Raw genomic sequence first — 18,307 nt, forward strand, 5'->3', positions numbered from 1 at the left:
GTCATTGGTTATTAGTCCTTTGTCCTTTGTCCTTTGCTTATTTACTAATGACTAATGACTAATGACTAATGACTAATGACTCTTTAAAACAAATGCCAACCTATAGTACCAATAACGTACATTCCCGCCAACCCAGCGAAGGTAAATTGTAACCGTCGCAGAATGGGTTTGATCTCGTATGCAACAATTAAGCGATCGCGGTTCAGGACTTCCTGTGGTTTTGTCCAAGTTTGACCGTCGTACCAGCCGGACTCTTCATAAAATACTGTGGGACTACAAAGGCGATCACATACGTAGAACCAGCCTAAGTATAACCTTACCAATATCAGCACTAACCCGACACTGGCTCCTGCTGCACCACAGAGAAGAAAATGTGCAATATACTTGTGAGGAGGAAAACTTGCCGCAGCTATAGGCCCTGCGAAGAGCCAAGATAAACCCCAAATCCAAACAAGTTTCGTGATATACTCGCGCCAATGTAAAGTGGTATCACGAAATAGCCAGGAAGTTTTTAACTCTTCGTATTCATTGAGTGGTTGTTGGTCTGTAGGAACTGGGCAATTAGAAACCGAAGACCTAATCATGTTGGCTTACCCTCACCTTCATCAGATTCTGGAAGGGAAATACGTTCTGCATGAATCCAGAACGCTTCTAAATTATAAAACTCCCGTTCCTTGGGCATCATGATATGAACGATCACATCACCGTAATCTTGTAGTACCCAATTGCCCTCGACTTTTCCTTCTGTCCTTAAGGGACGGCGTTGCAACTCAGTTTCGACTTTTCCTTCAATTGCTTGAGCGATCGCCCTTACCTGTACCTTAGAATAGCCAGTCATCATCACAAAGTAATCCGCCAAGTAAGATACTTCTGCTACTTTGAGCAATAGAATCTCACCTGCTTTGCGATCTGATGCCGCAACAGCGATAGTTGCAGCTAATTTTTCGCTCGCCTCTTCGGTTTGGCCGTGGCTTATTACCGCACTCTTCGTCAGTGGGACAGATTGCAATGGGAAATTTCCTTGGAAATAATCAGTCATTAAACCTCAGGTGCTTTCTTCCTTTTGAAACAATTGTTGACATTTACTTACAAACAACGAACAATTGATCTGACAAATATGCCAATAGGTTTTTTTGAATACTAACAAAAAAACAGGTGTCTATGGGATTGGTTTGATAATTGGCTGTTTAGATTTCGATATCCGCAACAGCTGAAAAGCTGATGGTTATTGTGCAGCGATAAATCAACCAATAGCTTTGCAGCAGTAATTGACAGCGAAAATAATTGCAGATTAATCAAACAGCATAATATGTAATCTAAAGCTAGTAATTTGCAAGTAACTACACATCTACGCTTTATACTGTCTGCTAAAAATTACGATACAACACAGCATACTAATTACTGGTCTAGCAAAAGTCTGATTTATTATACACCTATGATTTATAGTGTTTATATATACTTTGCAAGTAGGTAATCACGGGTTAAACTTCTTGCATAAATCAAAAATAAAGAACCCCACCCCGCATTTGAGTAAAGCAAATGCTCCTCTTTCCGATGCTTTGGGGAGGGGTTGGGGGTGTGGTGTTAGGGACTTTTGCAAGAGGTCTATTGAATGAAGTGAGCCACGAGATTTTTAGTTCAACAATCCACCTGACAACCTGCTTGTCTATTGTTATATTTTTATTAGTAAAATTCGCTACCTTAAAAATTCCTAATATTTAGGCATGAGAGTATAATCGTAATTTCTACAGATGTAACATAATTTTGCAGCAAAGATTAAACTTCTTGTTTCGTAACTATGCCTGTAGATTGAATTGCTCTACGTTCTGCTGTCAATGAGTAACACAAGGACTCATACTGATTTAAAGCTTGCTCAAAAGCATATTGCTCAACGGCATATTGGCGACTTTTATAACCCAGAGTTTTGACTTTTTCGGGGTTTTGGTACAAATCTAAAATTGCCATCGCTAAAGCTTGGGGATCTTCTGGAGGAACGATAACTCCGCCGCCACTTTGCCTAATGGCTCTTGCTGCCGTACCATTATCGGGTACAGAAGCAACTAAGGCCCCTCCACTAGCAAGTAACACTTGAATTTTTGACGGCATGTTGAAGGATACAACATTTTTCTTTTGTACCACTAAACCAATATCCGCAGCTGCTAACATCTGTGGTAAATCTTTGCGGGCTTGAAATGGCAGTAACATCACATTATCTGCGCCGCAGTCTAGACATTCCTGTTGTAATCGCTGTAAACCTTTTGTTTCTCCAACGATGACAAAGACAATATCTGGGATATGGCGCAACACAGAAGCAGCTTTGACAACGCTTTCTAAGCCTTGGGTTAGGGCAATGTTACCTGAATAAAGTACTAGAAATTTGCCGTTTAGATTATGTGCTGTACGGAAAGGGTTATCCTCTTTAGGCAAAGGGCGGATAAAATTTACATCAACCCAGTTGGGAATTTGCACAATTTTGTCAGCTTCTACGCCTTTAGATCGCAAATTTTCCACAAACCCATCGGCAATGACGCTAATTTTAGTGGCAGTGCGGTAAGCAAATTTTTCTAATAATGTAAACAATCGGATAAGTAATTTATTTTTCAATAGACCGACATGGACGGCTGCTTCTGGTAAGATATCTTGTAGATTTAAAATTACAGGACAAGCACGTAACCATCCTAAAAGAGCAACTGGTACACAGCTTGGCAAGGATGGGGATGTTGAGAGTATCACATCTGGGCGCCAACCGATGAGGGCGGGTACAAAGCTAGTGACGACGAAACTAGCATCTAATAACACCCTATCTAATAGGTTGGGTTGTGGACGAATCCAAACGTAACTGCGTTGAATTTGAACGCCATTTTTGTATTCGTTGACATACCATTTACCCCGATATTCCTGGTAAATTTGCCGCTCAGGGTAATTGGGCATAGCGGTGACTACACGCACTTCATGCCCACGTTTCACTAGTCCCTCTGCTAATTCAGTCATTAGTGGGGCAATACCAATCGGTTCTGGATAGTAGTTGTAGGAGTAAATTAAAATCCGCATAAAATTTAGTCCGAAGTACCCCGGCTTTTTATTTAATGACAAATATTTGTCTGAAATATCATTTGGGCTTGGAAACCCCTATATTTAATTGTGACTCCAGACTCTTTTTCTGTCAGGTATTTTCCTTAAAGATTGAGTAAACTTTAAGATGTAATACTTAGAGAAACTGTAAATTTTTTTGACTGGTTAAGCAGTTTTTTAATTGTTATTTTTTAATTGGTACTTACGTAGAAATCCTAAATATATTAGTTTTTGCCAACCCTTAAATCAAATTTAGGATAGTTAATATTTTCCTAAAATCTGAATATTAATAATACTTTTTGCTCGTACTAGTAATTCAATGAGCGATCGCCCTTGTATTTTCTCTTTTTTTGCTGGCTCAGGTTTCCTCGATTTAGGTTTTGAAACCAGCGGTTTTAATATTGTTTATGTCAATGAAATCTTCGCCCCATTTATCGCCGCCTATCGCTATTCACGAGAAGTTCTGAAAATGCGATTGCCCGAATATGGATATCATCACGGTGAACCAGCCGATGTAACAAATCTTATTACCGGAAAAGCAGCACAACACCTTAAAGAATTAGTCAAAGACTGTCGCAAATCTCATCATATAATTGGTTTCATCGGCGGGCCTCCCTGTCCTGATTTTTCTATTGGTGGAAAAAATCGAGGAAGTTTAGGAGATAATGGTCAACTTTCTGCTTCATATATTGAATTAATTTGCCAAAATCTTCCCGACTTCTTTTTATTTGAGAACGTTAAGGGTTTATGGAAGACTACAAAACATCGTTTATTTTTTGAATTGCTCAAGCAACAATTATACGAAGCAGATTATATATTAACAGAACGATTAATTAATGCTATCGAATATGGCGTACCCCAGCATAGAGAAAGAATTATTTTAATTGGTTTCAAAAAGAATTTTCTTCAGAACATAGGAATCAAAATCGATAGTGAAAAGTTACTACATGAGGAATATTTTCCTTGGGATAATTATATTTTATATCCTCACGAAAAAGCCTTTGCTTACCCTTGGTGTAAGTGTGAACCATTCCAAGAAAATTCTTTAATACCTTGTCCTGATAATATACCTGAAGAATTAACAGTTGAATACTGGTTTAGAAAAAATAATGTTCTGAAACATCCCAATACTGAAAACTGTTTTCAACCAAGGGCAGGTATCACAAAATTTGCTGCTATTGATGAAGGAGATGATTCTAAAAAGTCTTTCAAACGTCTGCATAGATGGCGTTACTCTCCGACAGCTTGCTATGGAAATAATGAAGTACATTTACATCCTTACAAAGTCCGGCGGATTTCTGTAGCAGAAGCTTTAGCTATCCAATCTTTGCCTGCAAATTTTGTACTTCCAGAAAATATGTCACTCACTAATATGTTTAAAACTATTGGTAATGGTGTTCCATATTTGGCATCGCAGGCATTGGCTCAAAGTATTATTAACTTCTTAACAAATAGTGCAAACAAACCTCTTTATATTCCCAGTATTACTACTACTTAGCGTTAACTTAAACACTTGTATTAATCCTGGGATATTTGTAAAGCCGATATTAAAGACAATTCAGCAATTTGTTTTCAGGATAAACTCGTAATAAATGTGGTTTAATATATATATAAGAAATGTTTTAATTTTTTATAAAGTTTAATAATCAATCACTGGCAGAAGACACGATGGCAGCAGACTATCCAGATATTGATATTGCGCCATTTATCGATCACGCACTGTTAACGCCAACCGCTACTCCAGAGCAGGTTGAGCAATGGTGTGAAGAAGCATATAGATTCAACTTTGCAGCAGTTTGTCTGTTCCCCGCTAATGTTAAGCAAGCAGTTGAACTTCTCCACGGTAAAAACCCGAAAGTTTCTACGGTGATAGGCTTTCCTTCTGGTGCAACGACTTCAGCAGTGAAACTGTATGAAGCTCAAGAAGCGGTGGATAGTGGGGCCACTGAGTTGGATGTAGTCATGAATTTGGGCTGGTTGAAAGCTGGCAAAACTGAAAAAGTCCATCGGGAGATTGCCGAAATTTGCGAAGAGACTGGGCAAACAGTCAAAGTAATTTTGGAAACTAACCTGTTGACAGATGCAGAGAAAAAAATAGCTGCTGAAATAGCTATGGAGGCGGGAGCAGCGTTCTTAAAAACTAGTACAGGTTGGAATGGTGGTGCCACAGTGGCAGATGTACGACTTTTGCAGGAATTGGCAAAAGAAAAAGTGGGAATTAAGGCTTCAGGTGGTATTCACACTATCAATCAAGCCCTAGACTTAATCTTAGCAGGTGCTACTAGATTAGGCACATCTCGCGGTATGGATTTGATCCGTCAGCGCGATAACTTGGGAAAGGGTGAATAGTCATTTGTCCTTTGTCATTTGTCTTTTGTCATTTATCCTAATCTAATGACCGTTGACCAATGACTAATGACTAAATAACTACTAATGAGTAATGACTAATGAGTAATGAGTAGAACCTATAAAGCAACTGGTATTAATCTTAAAACCCAGGCGCTAGGAGAATCGGATAAAATAGTGACGATTTTGACACGAGAATTCGGTCTAATTCGAGCTGTGGCTCCAGGGTCACGTAAGCACAACTCCAGCCTGGGCGGTAGGAGTGGAATGTTTGTTGTGAATGAACTATTAATTGCTAAAGGGCGATCGCTTGATAAAATTACTCAAGCACAGACGTTAAAAACTTATCCTGGTTTAGCTAAAGATTTGGGAAAACTGGCTGCCAGTCAATATTTAGCAGAAATAGTTCTGTGTGAAGCTTTGAGCGAACAACCCCAAGAAGAACTTTATGATTTGTTCAATGAACATCTCCATCGCTTAGAGGCGGTGTCTAGTGCAAATTCATTTGGTGTTTTGGCTCATCTAGCTCATGCTGTGTTTCATCTTTTAGCCTTAGCAGGACTGACGCCACAAGTGCAAATCTGCTGCCTATCTCAACGTTCCCTGAAGCCAGACTTCACAGACCCCAACTGGCAAGTAGGATTTAGCATCCCTGCGGGTGGAACGGTTTCCTTAGAAGCTAGAGAACGTTTGCGAAAAGAAGGAGAAAGGGAGATAAGGGCACAGAGGCAGAGAAGCAGGGGAGCAGGGGAGCAGGGAGAGATTAATAACCAATACCCAATGCCCAATGCCCCATCCGCAATGCTCAATGCTCCATTCCCAATGACGCCAGTTGTTTCAACGGAGGAAACCTCCGCAACGCACTGGCTCCCCAATGCCCAAACAATTGTTATGCATCGGCAAGAAATACCTGTGATTTCTAGTCGTTTGGGTGCTATGGAACTAGCTTTGCTTCAACATCTGTCACAACCAGAGATAATGCAAATTGATGGTGCTAGAGATCGTAACTGGTTATCTGTTGAGCAGATTTTGCGCCAGTATGCTCAGTATCAATTAGGTCGCCCTATTCGCTCTGCTACCTTGATCGACTCTTATTTTGCTGCCAACCATGATGCAACCGTCTGATTTGGATAAAAAAATCCTGCCTTTGTCACCTAACCTCGCCAAAAAACAGAATAGAGTATCAGATCCTACAGTCAGAAATCACTTGAGTGCTGTTCCCAAGTGTACACCTAGTCAAATAAATGGCCAAGAAATGTCCCCAAAAGACGTTTCTAAAAACGATCAAAGTTGGACAACAGAGATCCCAAAAACTGATGTTACAAGCCAATCAGAAACACAATCTGAGGACAAATTAACCACTGCTGAGGTAGATAGCAATGGCCTTCGTAATGGGCAGATGTCAGTAGCTACTAGCCCAGAGAAAGAATTACCGAAATTAGATGGGTCGGGTTCAGGTGGAGAAGCTATTACAGGGAATGTAAAACAGCTAGGATTTTTACCTGTATTAAAAAATCCTAATTTCTTGGCTCTTTGGGGCGGTCAAGTTTTCTCTCAACTAGCAGATAAAGTTTATTTGGTACTGATGATTGCCTTGATTAATACTCAGTTTCAAGGAAGCAATCAGAGTATTAGTGGTTGGGTATCAGTCTTGATGATGGCTTTTACTATTCCAGCCGTATTGTTTGGTTCCGTTGCTGGAGTGTTTGTTGATCGCTGGTCGAAAAAGGCTGTGCTGGTAGCAACAAATATTTGGCGCGGCATTCTGGTTTTGTCAATTCCCTTCATGCTGTGGTTGACTCATGATTGGAAACCCATAGGATTGTTGCCAGTGGGTTTTGTAATTATCTTGGGTGTGACTTTTTTAGTTTCGACTTTGACCCAGTTTTTTGCTCCGGCAGAACAGGCGGCAATTCCCTTGATTGTAGAAGAACAGCATTTACTCTCGGCTAATTCGCTTTACACAACAACGATGATGGCATCGGTGATTGTTGGGTTTGCTGTTGGGGAACCATTGTTAGCGATCGCTGATGGACTTTGGCTGCAAATTGGTGGTAGTGGTAGTTTGGGCAAAGAACTTTTAGTAGGTGGCAGTTATGCGATCGCTGGAATAATTTTGTTCATCCTGGCAACTAAGGAAAAACACCACCCCGATACAGAATTCCCTCACGTATTCTCTGACTTGCGAGACGGTTTTGCCTATCTCAAAGCAAATCATCGCGTCCGCAATGCTTTGATTCAACTGATTATCTTGTTTTCTGTCTTTGCAGCATTAACTGTTCTAGCCGTTCGGATGGCAGAAATAATTCCCAATATGAAAGCCTCCCAGTTTGGCTTTTTACTAGCAGCTGGCGGTGTTGGCATCGCTGCTGGAGCAACAATTCTTGGTCAATTTGGTCAACGTTTCTCCTATACTCAGCTAAGTCTGTGCGGTTGTATGGGTATGGCTGCATCCCTGATTGGTCTGTCAGTATTTACAACTCAACTGTGGCTCGTCTTGTTACTGGTAGCGCTAGTGGGCATCTTTGGGGCACTAGTGGGAATTCCCATGCAAACTGCCATCCAAACAGAAACACCTCCAGAAATGCGTGGTAAAGTTTTTGGCTTGCAGAACAATGTAATTAATATTGCCCTCTCCTTACCTTTAGCATTAGCTGGTGTTGCAGAAACCTTTCTGGGATTACAGGTTGTTTTTTTGGGATTAGCTGCGATCGTCTTTTCAGGAGGTATATTAACTTGGTATAACTCACACAAGTAGTTATCAGCTAACAAGAGTTATTATTCATTACCTTGATGTAATTAATAATTTACTTAAAGCTTTTGTATTCATGGTAAACTGTTGCCAGTGAAAATTTATCACATACTTGCCGGATATGAATCTGACATTAGTCAGAATAAGTTGTTGAAATATCAGAAATTAACAACTTATAACTAAAATAAATAAAGCCATCAATCCACTGGTTTAATTAGCTAGAAAATAAGCTTTTTAAACTAGTATAAAGTTGTGGAAATTTTTAATAAATAAAAAACCAGCAAGTATAGCTAGATAAAATAAAAATCACAAAGGACACACAATTAATAGATTTAACCCGCTTTTCTTACAGCTAAATAAAGAATGCGTATAGCCTGGATTGGAAAAAAATCACCCTTTTGCGGCAATGTCACCTACAGTCGAGAAATTACAAATGCCTTGCTAGATAGGGGACATCAAGTTAGCTTTCTTCACTTTGCCCAGGAAGAGTCCGAACCTGATAATTGGCCAAATCTTCGAGAGGTTTCCCTACCTTTCATTTACAAGTCCCAGGTTTACACAATTCCCACTTTTAAAGCCACCAAAGTTTTAACCGATTCACTGCGGGAAATCAAACCAGATGTAGTCCATGCTTCCTTAACATTATCTCCTCTAGACTTTTTTCTACCGGAAATCTGTGAGGAACTGAGGTTGCCCCTAGTTGCCACTTTTCACACGCCATTTGCTGGCAAGGGAGCAAAGCTGGTATCGGGAACACAACTTTTGGCTTATCAGCTCTACGCACCTTTTTTAGTTAACTACGATCGCGTGATTGTATTTTCCCAAATTCAGCGAGAATTATTGGCAGGGATGGGCGTGAGGGAAGAAAATATTGCCGTAATTCCTAACGGTGTTGATACTGCCAAGTATTCTCCAGGATTTTCTCAAATCAAAGCAGAATTTAAAGCCGAACGTTTATTTGTGTATCAGGGTCGCATAGCGCCAGAGAAAAATGTTGAAGCCTTGCTTCGGGCTTGGAAGCAGTCCGCAATGGGGCCTGGTACTAAGTTATTAATTGTTGGCGACGGCCCTTTAAAGTCTTCCTTAGAGCCGTTTTATGGTTCAGAATATGGCATTATCTGGTTAGGATTTGTCGCTGATGAAGACCGACGCATCGAAATTTTGCGGGGCGCAGATGTATTCGTATTGCCTTCATTGGTAGAGGGTTTGTCCTTATCTCTGTTAGAAGGAATGGCGTGTGGGTTGGCTTGTTTAGCAACAGATGTGGGTGCAGACGGAGAAGTATTGGAAAAGGGCGCGGGTGTAGTTATTAGTACTAAAACAGCGCGATCGCAATTGAGAACCCTTTTACCAGTGCTGCAAGACCATCCAGAGTTAACAACCCTACTGGGGCAAAAAGCTAGACAGCGTGTATTAGACCGCTATACCCTTAGTAAAAATATTAGTATGCTGGAAGAACTTTATAAAGGAGTTTTAGCACAGCGACCTCTACCACTAAGTCGCAGAGCGTAGGGAAAGGGAAAAAGTGCGATCGCACTGTAAATCTTAAGATGGCAATAAGTGCGATCGGGTAAAATACAAATACCTAACTCAGAATTCTCTTACCAGTTTTACAAGGCTATCTAAAGTTAAAAAAGTGAAGTATCACGCAAGTCAGATAACGGTGATAAATATCCCTGACTTAGAGCAGCTAGAACATGGAAAGTGCTGCCGAACATACGTCTACTGCTTCACAAATCCGTTGCCCGAACAAAACGTTATTCACCAAATTGCAAATAGTTTGGAGAAGAGATTCACCTTTTCCAAGGAAGTATATGAGATTCCTGAAGATGTTGAAATTTGTGCATCTATTTTCATAGAGCGTTTACAAGATAACGAAGCCAGAGTTCGTGTTTTGACAAATCAACCAGAAGAAGATTGCGTTTACATCTTTGGGATATACAGTTTGCCACGCAAAATTGAGGAAAGGTTTGGAACTGTACAGTTGATTCAGGGAGAACAGCGAGAGATTTGGATTACTGACAGACGGTAGGGTAGAACTTTTGCTTAATTATTCTTCTGGGAGTCGCTGGATATCTTCTGACTTAACTTATCAATGCTGTGTATATTTTTTCTAGGCAATTCTCGGCAAAAATTAATAAATTAGTTAACATGAAATAATAAATAGTAGTAAATTAAAGCTACAAAATCAAAAAATGACTGCAATCATCGACATAAAAACATTATATGAATCCAATTACCTGCAATGGTTAGAGGAGACTATTAAATGTCTCAAAAATCGACAATTAGCAGACATTGACTATGAAAACTTAATAGAAGAATTGGAAGATTTGGCTAAGAATGAAAAAAGGCGAATAAGAAGTTTATTAGAACAGATTATTAGACATTTATTACTTTATCAATATTGGGATTTAGAAAAGCCAAGAAATGCTAATCATTGGGCAGCAGAAATCATTAGTTTTCGGAACCAACTAAATGAAGATTTAAGTGCCAATTTACGCAATCATTTAGAGGAGAATTTCAGCAGAATTTATAGCAATGCCTTAGATTATGTAAAAGCTAAAACGAATTTAACCAATTTACCTGAATTATGTGCTTATACTTTAGATCAAATTTTGGATAAAAATTGGTTGCCTTAATCTCTGATTCTTTGCACGAGACATATTCATATTTTAACTCAGAATATCATAAAATTAAGTCACTACAATTTATCGTATTCTTCTGGTTCTACGTTAGGTACTTTATTCAAAACTTGCTGAAATTTTTCCCAACTACCGCTTTTGACTTTTTCTTCCAAATAGTCTTTAGTCATCCATGCAGAAACTTGTGCAGATAAGGCAATAGTTGCAAGTTGTTCAATAGAAATATTTTCTCTGGATCCTAAAGCTTCAATTTGTTTGTATAAAGATTCGGGTAGCTGTACATTTAAGTTAGTCATGGAATTTCTCCTACTATTTGCAAGAATTCTTTGGGTGAAACTACCCTCAGTCCGAATTTTTAGGCTGCTTGTAAATCTTTTTTATTGTAAGTGATGATAAAGTCGGCTTGGTATTCAACAGCTAAATCGATGAGAAAATCATCATCAGGATCGCGTGCTACTGGCCGCCATAAATAGAAAATGCTACATCTATTAGCGATTCTACAAATAGCTTCAATAACGTTGTCAATATCTTCATCGCTCAATCCAAGCTGCTCTTTTTCTTGTTTGAGAATTTCTTCATACTCGAAGACTAAGGTGGTAGAGACATTTAACTGCCAACGTGTATCATTCAGAATTGTTAACAGTTTGTAAGATGCACCACGATTAGATCGTAAACCAGTAAGCAGTACATTAGTATTAAGTACAAGTTGGTACGAATATGTCATTATTTCGCTATTACTAGCATTTTTCCGTAGTGACGAGCTTATAGTCTACCTATCGATCGATTAATCTTTGAATTATCTACTAAAGACCATCCTAAACTGGTTGGCTGTTCATAAACCCGTTTTAGAGTATTTACATCTCTGGCAGAAATAGGCGACGGGTTACGAACTTGAGAAAAGTATAAAGCATCAGTTTGTAGCGGACTATGACCCCAAATTCCCAGCGCATGACCGAATTCGTGGCGGGTAGCTGCAATAAGATACTCACCTGTTTGACTGGGGCTTAACAAGATGGTGAAGCGGTGGGATAAGACTTTGTTGCTGGTGTATAACTCGTAAGTAGTTTGGGCCGATCGCGCACGGGGTATATTACTACCAGGCGAAATTTGTAGAGGTGGTGCTTTTCGGACAATCGTAATATCAGCAATTTCTGGCTGTTCGACTACTGTTAAAGGTAAATAAGTACTCCACTCCTGTATACCCTGCAAGACACCATTGACCCATGCTTGAGCTTGTTTCTCGCTAACAGCTTTTGGTGGTTCTACGTAAACTCTAACAGGAAATTGCGACCAGACTAAATAACCAACTTGGGTTGTTGTGATTTGGGAAAAGTAGTCACCACTGTTAGTGTTATCTTGCCACTGCGCCAGTGTGGGCGGTAGGGGATGTGGTTTTGGGGAAGTGGCGAGACAAATTATTAAATCTAAATGTACATATTCTGGTACTATTGCAAACCCATTACTCAACTGGATATTAGTAAAAATGATTAACAGCCCTGTGCCAATAAACAAGGCAAGAGCTGTAATTAACCGTCGTGAAATTAAATTTTTTAGGGTGTTAAGTATCTGGTGTTGGGTTCTTTTCCCCATTTACCTATCCTTATTTAGGCAGCCAACCAGCACTTAAAACTACTGTTAAACCGAGAAAAATTACTGTCAATGCCCAAGTAATTCGGTTTAAGGTGTTTTCTGCACTCTTGGTGCTGCTAAATAGCTGGGCTTGTCCACCAATAGCGCCAACGCCATCACCTTTAGGACTATGCAGTAAAACCAAGATAATCAAACCAGTGGCGGAAAATGCCCAAATGCCTTGCACGATATTACTAACTGTCATGGTAGGAATCTCATTTATAAAAAGTTTCAAAAAACAGAATTCAAAAGTTAGGAGTTTTTAGTAAACTCCTAACTCTTGTACAGAGCCGATTAATCGCCTCTGTACTCAGCAATTTTTTACAGCCCTACTTGCACGGGAGTGCGAGTACGTTGTAGCTCGTATTCTGCTGTTTTCAGCAGCGATCGCCCGGTCATTTCTGGTGGCTGAGGCAGCTGTAAAATCTCTAGAATTGTGGGGGCAATGTCGGATAGCTTGCCATCGCTTCGCAGTTCGACATTTGTACCATATCCAGGGATTTTAACTTTCTCGCCTTCTACCAAGATCAAGGGGACTGGGTTAGTGGTGTGGGCTGTCCAGGGATTACCCCCCTCATCTAGCATATACTCAGCGTTACCGTGATCGGCAGTAATAATTGTTGTACCGCCGGCTTTGATAACGCTTTCTAACAAACGTCCCAAACAGCGATCGACTGTTTCAATCGCTGTAATGGTAGCGTCGATTTGACCGGTATGCCCTACCATGTCTGGGTTGGCATAGTTAATTACAACTAGAGAATACGCACCCTTTTGAATCGCAGCGATCGCAACATCTGTAACTGCTGCTGCTGACATCGCTGGGGCGCGATCGTAAGTTGCTACCATCGGGCTGCTTACTAGTTCCCGATCTTCTCCGGGAAAAGGTTCCTCCAGACCCCCATTAAAGAAATAGGTGACGTGGGCGTATTTTTCTGTTTCGGCGGTGCGGAACTGATTCAGACCATGATTGGCTATGACTTCTCCCAGAATGTTACTGAGATTCTGCGGCTCAAAGGCTACAGCCACGGGTAAGTCTGGATCGTACTGGGTAAAAGTGACAAAAGACAGGGGTGTGATTTGCTGTCTTTCAAAACCGTTAAAAGTGGGACTGACCAAAGCTTGAGTCAGTTGTCTGGAGCGGTCGGGGCGGAAGTTGAAAAATATCACCCCATCCCCTGGTTCTATTGCACCGGGAGCAATTCTGATTGGGTTGACAAATTCATCTTTTATCCCTTGGTCGTAAGATGCTTGCAAGACTTCCACAGCCTTGAGACCATTACCAACACTATCTTGTATCATCATGTCGTAGGCGCGTTTGACTCGATCCCAGCGGCGATCGCGATCCATCGCGTAGTAGCGACCGCTGAGGGTAACTATGCACCCAATTCCTATGCGGTCTATATAATCTTGTAGCAGCGCGATCGCTCTTACACCGTCAGTTGGGGCTGTGTCACGACCATCGGTGATGGCGTGAATACAAACTTCTGGAATTTGCTGGTTCTTGGCTAAGTCAAGTAGTCCGAATAGATGGGTGATATGCGAATGTACCCCTCCCTCAGAACAAAGCCCGACTAGATGCAGCTTGCTATTCCGAGAACGAACTTCCTGGCAAATTTTGACGAGTGCTGGGTTTAAGGCAATAGAACCGTCTTCGACTGCATCGGAGATGCGTACAAGTTCTTGCGGTACCACTCGTCCAGCACCAATGTTCAAATGACCAACTTCCGAGTTGCCCATTTGACCTTCTGGCAACCCTACGGCTTTTCCTGATGTGTGGATGAGAGTATGCGGGTAAGCTGCCCATAAACTGTCCACAATGGGAGTTTTAGCAGCAATAATGGCATTTCCTCGCGTTTGGTCGCAGTAGCCCCATCCGTCTAAAATGACTAGCACCACAGGAGCAACAGGTGCTTTGGTCATAGTAAAATTGCCCTTTACTTTTTGTAATACCCGAATGATACCACTGCTAATCCACGCCGCAAGTGAATTTTTGCTTATTAACTTCTTTTACGAAGGACTTGCGGTTTTTGGAAATATTTTTTAAATTTTAGTAGTTTTCCTGTGACGTTTTGGAACACTCATAAGGAGTGATTACTTAGTAATAGCGCTAAAACGCTACTACTAAGCCATTTTCTAGTTTCTCATTTCCTTTTTGTAGAAGCTTTAGCAGCTTTAGCCGCTTTTTTCGCTGCTTTTTCGGCTTCTATTGCAGCTAATTTTGCCTGTTCTTTTTCTTCGGCAATTTTCTGGAGATAGTAATGATAATCTCCTAAATAGACGCGGAATTCGCCATCACGAATTTCGACGATTTTATTTGCTACTTGAGAAATAAAGTAGCGGTCATGAGAGACTACAATTGCCGTGCCATCATAGTTTTGGAGCGCCTCTTCCAGCATTTCTTTAGCTGGAATATCTAGGTGGTTTGTCGGCTCATCTAAAATTAGTAGGTTAGCAGGACGTAAGAGCATTTTTGCCAATGCCAAACGAGCTTTTTCTCCTCCACTTAATGCCGCAACTGCCTTAAATACTGTGTCTCCAGTAAATAAGAAGCGTCCCAAAAGCGTGCGGACTTCTTGATTATCCCAGTCGGGAACTTCATCATGGATAGTTTCCATGACAGTTTTTTTCAAATCCAAAGCTTCAGCTTGATTTTGCTCAAAGTAACCAGGAATAACGTTATGATCCCCTAATTTAACAAGACCTTCTGTGGGTTGTTCCATACCCATAATTACGCGCAGAAGGGTAGATTTTCCAGCACCGTTGGGGCCAAGAAAAGCAATGCGATCGCCTCTTTCAATTAGCAGATTTGCTGCCAAAAACAAGATTTTATCACCATAAAGATGAGTTAAATCTTGAATTTCTACTACCTCGCGTCCACTGCGGGGTGCGGGTGGAAAACGGAAATGTAGAGTTCTTACCCCAGCAATGGGTGCTTCAATGCGCTCAATTTTTTCTAGTTGCTTTTCCCGGCTTTTTGCCTGAGTACTGCGGGTAGCACTGGCGCGGAATCTATCAACAAAGGTTTGCTGTTTTTCTAATTCTTTCTGTTGGCGTTCGTAAGCACTCAGTTGTGCTGATTGACTTTCGGCTTTTTGTGACAAATATGCTGAGTAGTTACCAAGGTAAGTAGTGGAAACGCCACGTTCAGTTTCCACAATTTGAGTGCAGAGGCGGTCAAGGAACTCCCGGTCATGGGAGACTATTACCATTGGCGTAATCAGCCCTCTGAGGTAATTTTCCAACCACTCAATAGTTTCTAAATCTAGGTGGTTAGTCGGTTCATCCAGCAGCAACAAGTCAGGTTTTTGCAGCAGGATTTTACCCAAACTCATCCGCATTTGCCAACCACCACTGAAGGCACTGACGAGGCGATCGCCATCTTCTAGCCCAAACCCCATCTCTGGTAAAATTTTCCCGATGCGTGCATCTAAGTTGTAGCCATCCAAGGCTTCAAATTTGCGCTGCAAGCGATCCAATTTCTCGATCAGCCGATCCAGTTGATCTGGGTTAGCCGTTTCCATCTCCTGTGGTATATGTGCCAGAGCTAACTGTACTTCGTTGGCTTCTTTGAAGACAGTCCAAAATTCTTCTTTAACGGTGCGGGTAGGGTCTACTTCAAACTCTTGGTTGAGGTAGGCTATATGTAAGCTATTAGGACGGATAATTTCGCCTGCGGTGGGTTCAATTTCCCCAGAGATGATTTTGAGTTGGGTAGATTTTCCAGCACCGTTGACACCGACTAAGCCAATGCGATCGCCTGGTTTAACTTCCCAGTTGATATCTTTGAGAACTTCGCCTGTGGGATAAATTTTACTTATATTTTCTAGTCGCAGCATTAAGTTTCTCTCAGGTAGGGAGTGGGTGGTTGAGGACGAAGTACTAACACCGCCTCTAATATTAACAAAAATTAACTATAAATTCGTCGCGATCGAGTTCGGAAGCCGCAAACAAAATTTGGCTGGAGCCACGGATAAAATTTACCACATCTATCTTAAGGCTGGCTTTGTATTACTTGTCTGACTTCTTCGACACTCAAATCTAGCGCCTGTGCTACTTGTTCTACAGTCAACCCGACTGCCAACATTGCTGGTACTGCTTTTAGTTTCCCTTTAATCTCACCTCTAACCTCACCTTGTTCAATGCCTTGTTCAACCCCTTCCTGAAAGGCTTCCTGATAAAATCTGGTTTGCTTTAACTCACTTAAGCCAAACATTTCTTCCATCTCCTCCCTACTCATTGTGGGAAACTTGTAAGCCAAAATAGTTTCTATAAATTGTAATAATTGCTGCTGTTTTGATGGTGAGTTTATCTCTGATTTGGTTCTGTCTATCAACTCCCTTGCTTGTGCGATCGCAATGTCTTCGGTTGCAATTACTAATTTAGCAGTTGCAATGCCAATTGGAAGCGATCCACCTTCACCTAATTCATCCAAATAAATGCGCCTGACGCGCCCACTTGTGAAAAACTCACGGTAATGTTTGATCTCTCCTGTATCTACATTCCTGTTTGGGTATAAAACCACAGCAGCCCAGTCAAAATAATTTGTAATTGTTAATTCGTAATTCGTAATTATTACCCCACACAGAAATGCAGTAGCTTGAAGAAAAAATCAAATTTATTTTTTTATCAATAAATTGATTTCCTCCGTACTCTCAATGGATTAATTAATAATTTATAATTAATGGACTTTTAACTACGAACTACGAATTACGAATTACGAATTAAAAATGATGATGTCTGTTTTCACAATTTTATATCATTTGAAGATTTTGATTTGCTGTTCATGTGTTACTTTGTTATTCACAACCATCTCGCACTTTCAATAATTGCTCTTTTGTTATCCCTAATATACGTGAAAGGGGCGCTAATAAATTATCATCAAATGCTTCTCCGGCATAAATATTATTCAGTTCCGTAGGAGATAATTTAAAGGTATCGCAGAACTTAGCAAACTCCTGATTACTCAAGTCAAGCTCTTTTTGCCGATCTTGAAGTAAAACTGCGATCGCTCTAGTTCCATACTTTGGACGTTCACTAGTTTTCACATATTTTTCCATTAAATAATATACTTTCCTGGTATCGCCTCCCAGTTTTTTAATTAAATCAGTACAAGCCATTTTTAGTGCTTTTTTTTAAAACTTCTTCTTCATTTAGAAACTTAATAATTTCGCCAGCATATTCTGGTTTAAAAAATCCCACCAAATCACCTTTATGGTAAATTGGTATATAAGGCTCATTTGATTCAAAATGCCAATCTAATGGTTCGTTGCGTAGCGACATAGCTGCACCCCTAAATATTTTAAGATTGCACCATTTTAAATCCACTTACTCATTATCCGCCAGGGGTTATATTTTCTCGCTATTTCGCAGCGTCCAGATCCCCGACTTCTCAAAGAAGTCGGGGATCTAACTTTTCACAAATGATTTAGGAATGCTATATTTCAGACTGGTACCCAAGGCCCAATAATAGATTCTCTCTGTTTTTCTTTCTTAGCTAGCTCTAAATTCAATTCCAAGAGTTTCTCTAAAATGTCATCGCTAGAATCAAAACCATAGGCTTGCATCACTAATTTATCTAACTGTTCATGCAGTTTATAAAGCTGGCTGGTTGGCTCATCAAAAAATTTGTTATACAGCGTAGTGATTCCCCACTTTTTTGACTCCATTTGTTGTGTGCGGTATTGATGAAGTTCGTCAGCTTTTGAGCGAATTTGATTAATTAATTTAACCCAAGTTGCTAGTTATGCTTGCAGGTGTTCAGGTGGCATTGCATGAGCAATAAAATCCCCTCCAGAGGAAAAATTAGGAGGGGTAATGTTAAACGAAATAATTACAATTTATGCTATCACTGATGACCTATTGAAGG

General features: G+C 40.5%; 18 protein-coding genes and 2 pseudogenes. 7 read left to right on the forward strand and 13 right to left on the reverse strand.

Features of this window, described 5'->3' with window-relative positions; all coding sequences use genetic code 11:
* Positions 1 to 83: 83 nt before the first annotated feature.
* The 3 genes from RMY32_RS29370 to RMY32_RS29380 form a co-directional block, all read right to left on the reverse strand.
* A complete protein-coding gene (locus RMY32_RS29370) occupies positions 84 to 584 on the reverse strand; it encodes a CGLD27 family protein (protein ID WP_322712965.1) in 501 nt (166 codons plus the stop codon).
* The gene (gene rsfS, locus RMY32_RS29375) at positions 581 to 1,039 is read right to left on the reverse strand and encodes a ribosome silencing factor (RefSeq protein ID WP_322712967.1); all 459 of its coding nucleotides are present in this window, start codon (positions 1,037 to 1,039) and stop codon (positions 581 to 583) included. The genes RMY32_RS29370 and rsfS overlap by 4 nt, the downstream gene beginning before the upstream one ends.
* A gap of 737 nt (positions 1,040 to 1,776) precedes the next feature.
* Positions 1,777 to 3,051, reverse strand: a complete 1,275-nt coding sequence (locus RMY32_RS29380) for a glycosyltransferase family 4 protein (protein ID WP_322712968.1) — start codon at positions 3,049 to 3,051, stop codon at positions 1,777 to 1,779.
* Positions 3,052 to 3,391: 340 nt separating this feature from the next.
* Here RMY32_RS29380 and RMY32_RS29385 point away from each other — a divergent pair, with 340 nt between their 5' ends.
* From RMY32_RS29385 to RMY32_RS29415, 7 genes are all read left to right on the forward strand, one after another.
* Entirely contained in the window at positions 3,392 to 4,570 is a 1,179-nt protein-coding gene (locus RMY32_RS29385; protein ID WP_322712970.1) for a DNA cytosine methyltransferase, read from the forward strand.
* A 170-nt stretch (positions 4,571 to 4,740) separates the two neighbouring features.
* Positions 4,741 to 5,421: a deoxyribose-phosphate aldolase gene (gene deoC, locus RMY32_RS29390; RefSeq protein ID WP_322712972.1), complete on the forward strand. Its 681-nt coding sequence runs from the start codon at positions 4,741 to 4,743 to the stop codon at positions 5,419 to 5,421.
* Positions 5,422 to 5,526: 105 nt separating this feature from the next.
* Positions 5,527 to 6,543, forward strand: coding sequence for a DNA repair protein RecO (gene recO, locus RMY32_RS29395; protein ID WP_322712974.1), 1,017 nt, complete (start codon positions 5,527 to 5,529; stop codon positions 6,541 to 6,543).
* On the forward strand, positions 6,530 to 8,176 hold the full coding sequence (locus RMY32_RS29400) for an MFS transporter (protein ID WP_322712992.1): 1,647 nt from the start codon (positions 6,530 to 6,532) through the stop codon (positions 8,174 to 8,176). The genes recO and RMY32_RS29400 overlap by 14 nt, the downstream gene beginning before the upstream one ends.
* A 357-nt stretch (positions 8,177 to 8,533) precedes the next feature.
* Positions 8,534 to 9,682, forward strand: coding sequence for a glycosyltransferase family 4 protein (locus RMY32_RS29405; RefSeq protein ID WP_322712975.1), 1,149 nt, complete (start codon positions 8,534 to 8,536; stop codon positions 9,680 to 9,682).
* A gap of 124 nt (positions 9,683 to 9,806) precedes the next feature.
* Positions 9,807 to 10,202, forward strand: coding sequence for a hypothetical protein (locus tag RMY32_RS29410; protein ID WP_322712976.1), 396 nt, complete (start codon positions 9,807 to 9,809; stop codon positions 10,200 to 10,202).
* Between the two features lie 163 nt (positions 10,203 to 10,365).
* Complete coding sequence (locus RMY32_RS29415) at positions 10,366 to 10,809, forward strand: DUF29 domain-containing protein (RefSeq protein WP_322712977.1); 444 nt, start codon at positions 10,366 to 10,368, stop codon at positions 10,807 to 10,809.
* A 62-nt stretch (positions 10,810 to 10,871) separates the two neighbouring features.
* Here the strand turns inward: RMY32_RS29415 and RMY32_RS29420 are convergent, their stop codons facing one another.
* The 10 genes and pseudogenes from RMY32_RS29420 to RMY32_RS29465 form a co-directional block, all read right to left on the reverse strand.
* A complete protein-coding gene (locus RMY32_RS29420) occupies positions 10,872 to 11,108 on the reverse strand; it encodes a hypothetical protein (RefSeq protein ID WP_322712978.1) in 237 nt (78 codons plus the stop codon).
* A 59-nt stretch (positions 11,109 to 11,167) separates the two neighbouring features.
* A complete protein-coding gene (locus RMY32_RS29425) occupies positions 11,168 to 11,536 on the reverse strand; it encodes a putative toxin-antitoxin system toxin component, PIN family (RefSeq protein WP_322712979.1) in 369 nt (122 codons plus the stop codon).
* Between the two features lie 38 nt (positions 11,537 to 11,574).
* Positions 11,575 to 12,402, reverse strand: coding sequence for a peptidase (locus RMY32_RS29430; RefSeq protein WP_322712980.1), 828 nt, complete (start codon positions 12,400 to 12,402; stop codon positions 11,575 to 11,577).
* A 10-nt stretch (positions 12,403 to 12,412) separates the two neighbouring features.
* Positions 12,413 to 12,646: a preprotein translocase subunit SecG gene (gene secG, locus RMY32_RS29435; RefSeq protein ID WP_109011945.1), complete on the reverse strand. Its 234-nt coding sequence runs from the start codon at positions 12,644 to 12,646 to the stop codon at positions 12,413 to 12,415.
* 116 nt (positions 12,647 to 12,762) lie between these two features.
* Complete coding sequence (gene gpmI, locus RMY32_RS29440; RefSeq protein WP_322712981.1) at positions 12,763 to 14,361, reverse strand: 2,3-bisphosphoglycerate-independent phosphoglycerate mutase; 1,599 nt, start codon at positions 14,359 to 14,361, stop codon at positions 12,763 to 12,765.
* Between the two features lie 221 nt (positions 14,362 to 14,582).
* Complete coding sequence (locus RMY32_RS29445) at positions 14,583 to 16,277, reverse strand: ABC-F family ATP-binding cassette domain-containing protein (RefSeq protein WP_322712982.1); 1,695 nt, start codon at positions 16,275 to 16,277, stop codon at positions 14,583 to 14,585.
* A 155-nt stretch (positions 16,278 to 16,432) separates the two neighbouring features.
* Positions 16,433 to 16,975: pseudogene (locus tag RMY32_RS29450) on the reverse strand (Rpn family recombination-promoting nuclease/putative transposase); the annotation flags it as partial.
* 262 nt (positions 16,976 to 17,237) lie between these two features.
* On the reverse strand, positions 17,238 to 17,486 hold the full coding sequence (locus RMY32_RS29455) for a hypothetical protein (protein WP_409884279.1): 249 nt from the start codon (positions 17,484 to 17,486) through the stop codon (positions 17,238 to 17,240).
* Between the two features lie 58 nt (positions 17,487 to 17,544).
* On the reverse strand, positions 17,545 to 17,721 hold the full coding sequence (locus tag RMY32_RS29460) for a hypothetical protein (protein ID WP_322712986.1): 177 nt from the start codon (positions 17,719 to 17,721) through the stop codon (positions 17,545 to 17,547).
* 161 nt (positions 17,722 to 17,882) lie between these two features.
* Positions 17,883 to 18,167: pseudogene (locus tag RMY32_RS29465) on the reverse strand (class I SAM-dependent DNA methyltransferase); the annotation flags it as partial.
* Positions 18,168 to 18,307: the final 140 nt, after the last annotated feature.

Origin of the sequence: Nostoc sp. ChiSLP03a, from assembly GCF_034531215.2 — a bacterium.
Taxonomy (GTDB): domain Bacteria; phylum Cyanobacteriota; class Cyanobacteriia; order Cyanobacteriales; family Nostocaceae; genus Nostoc.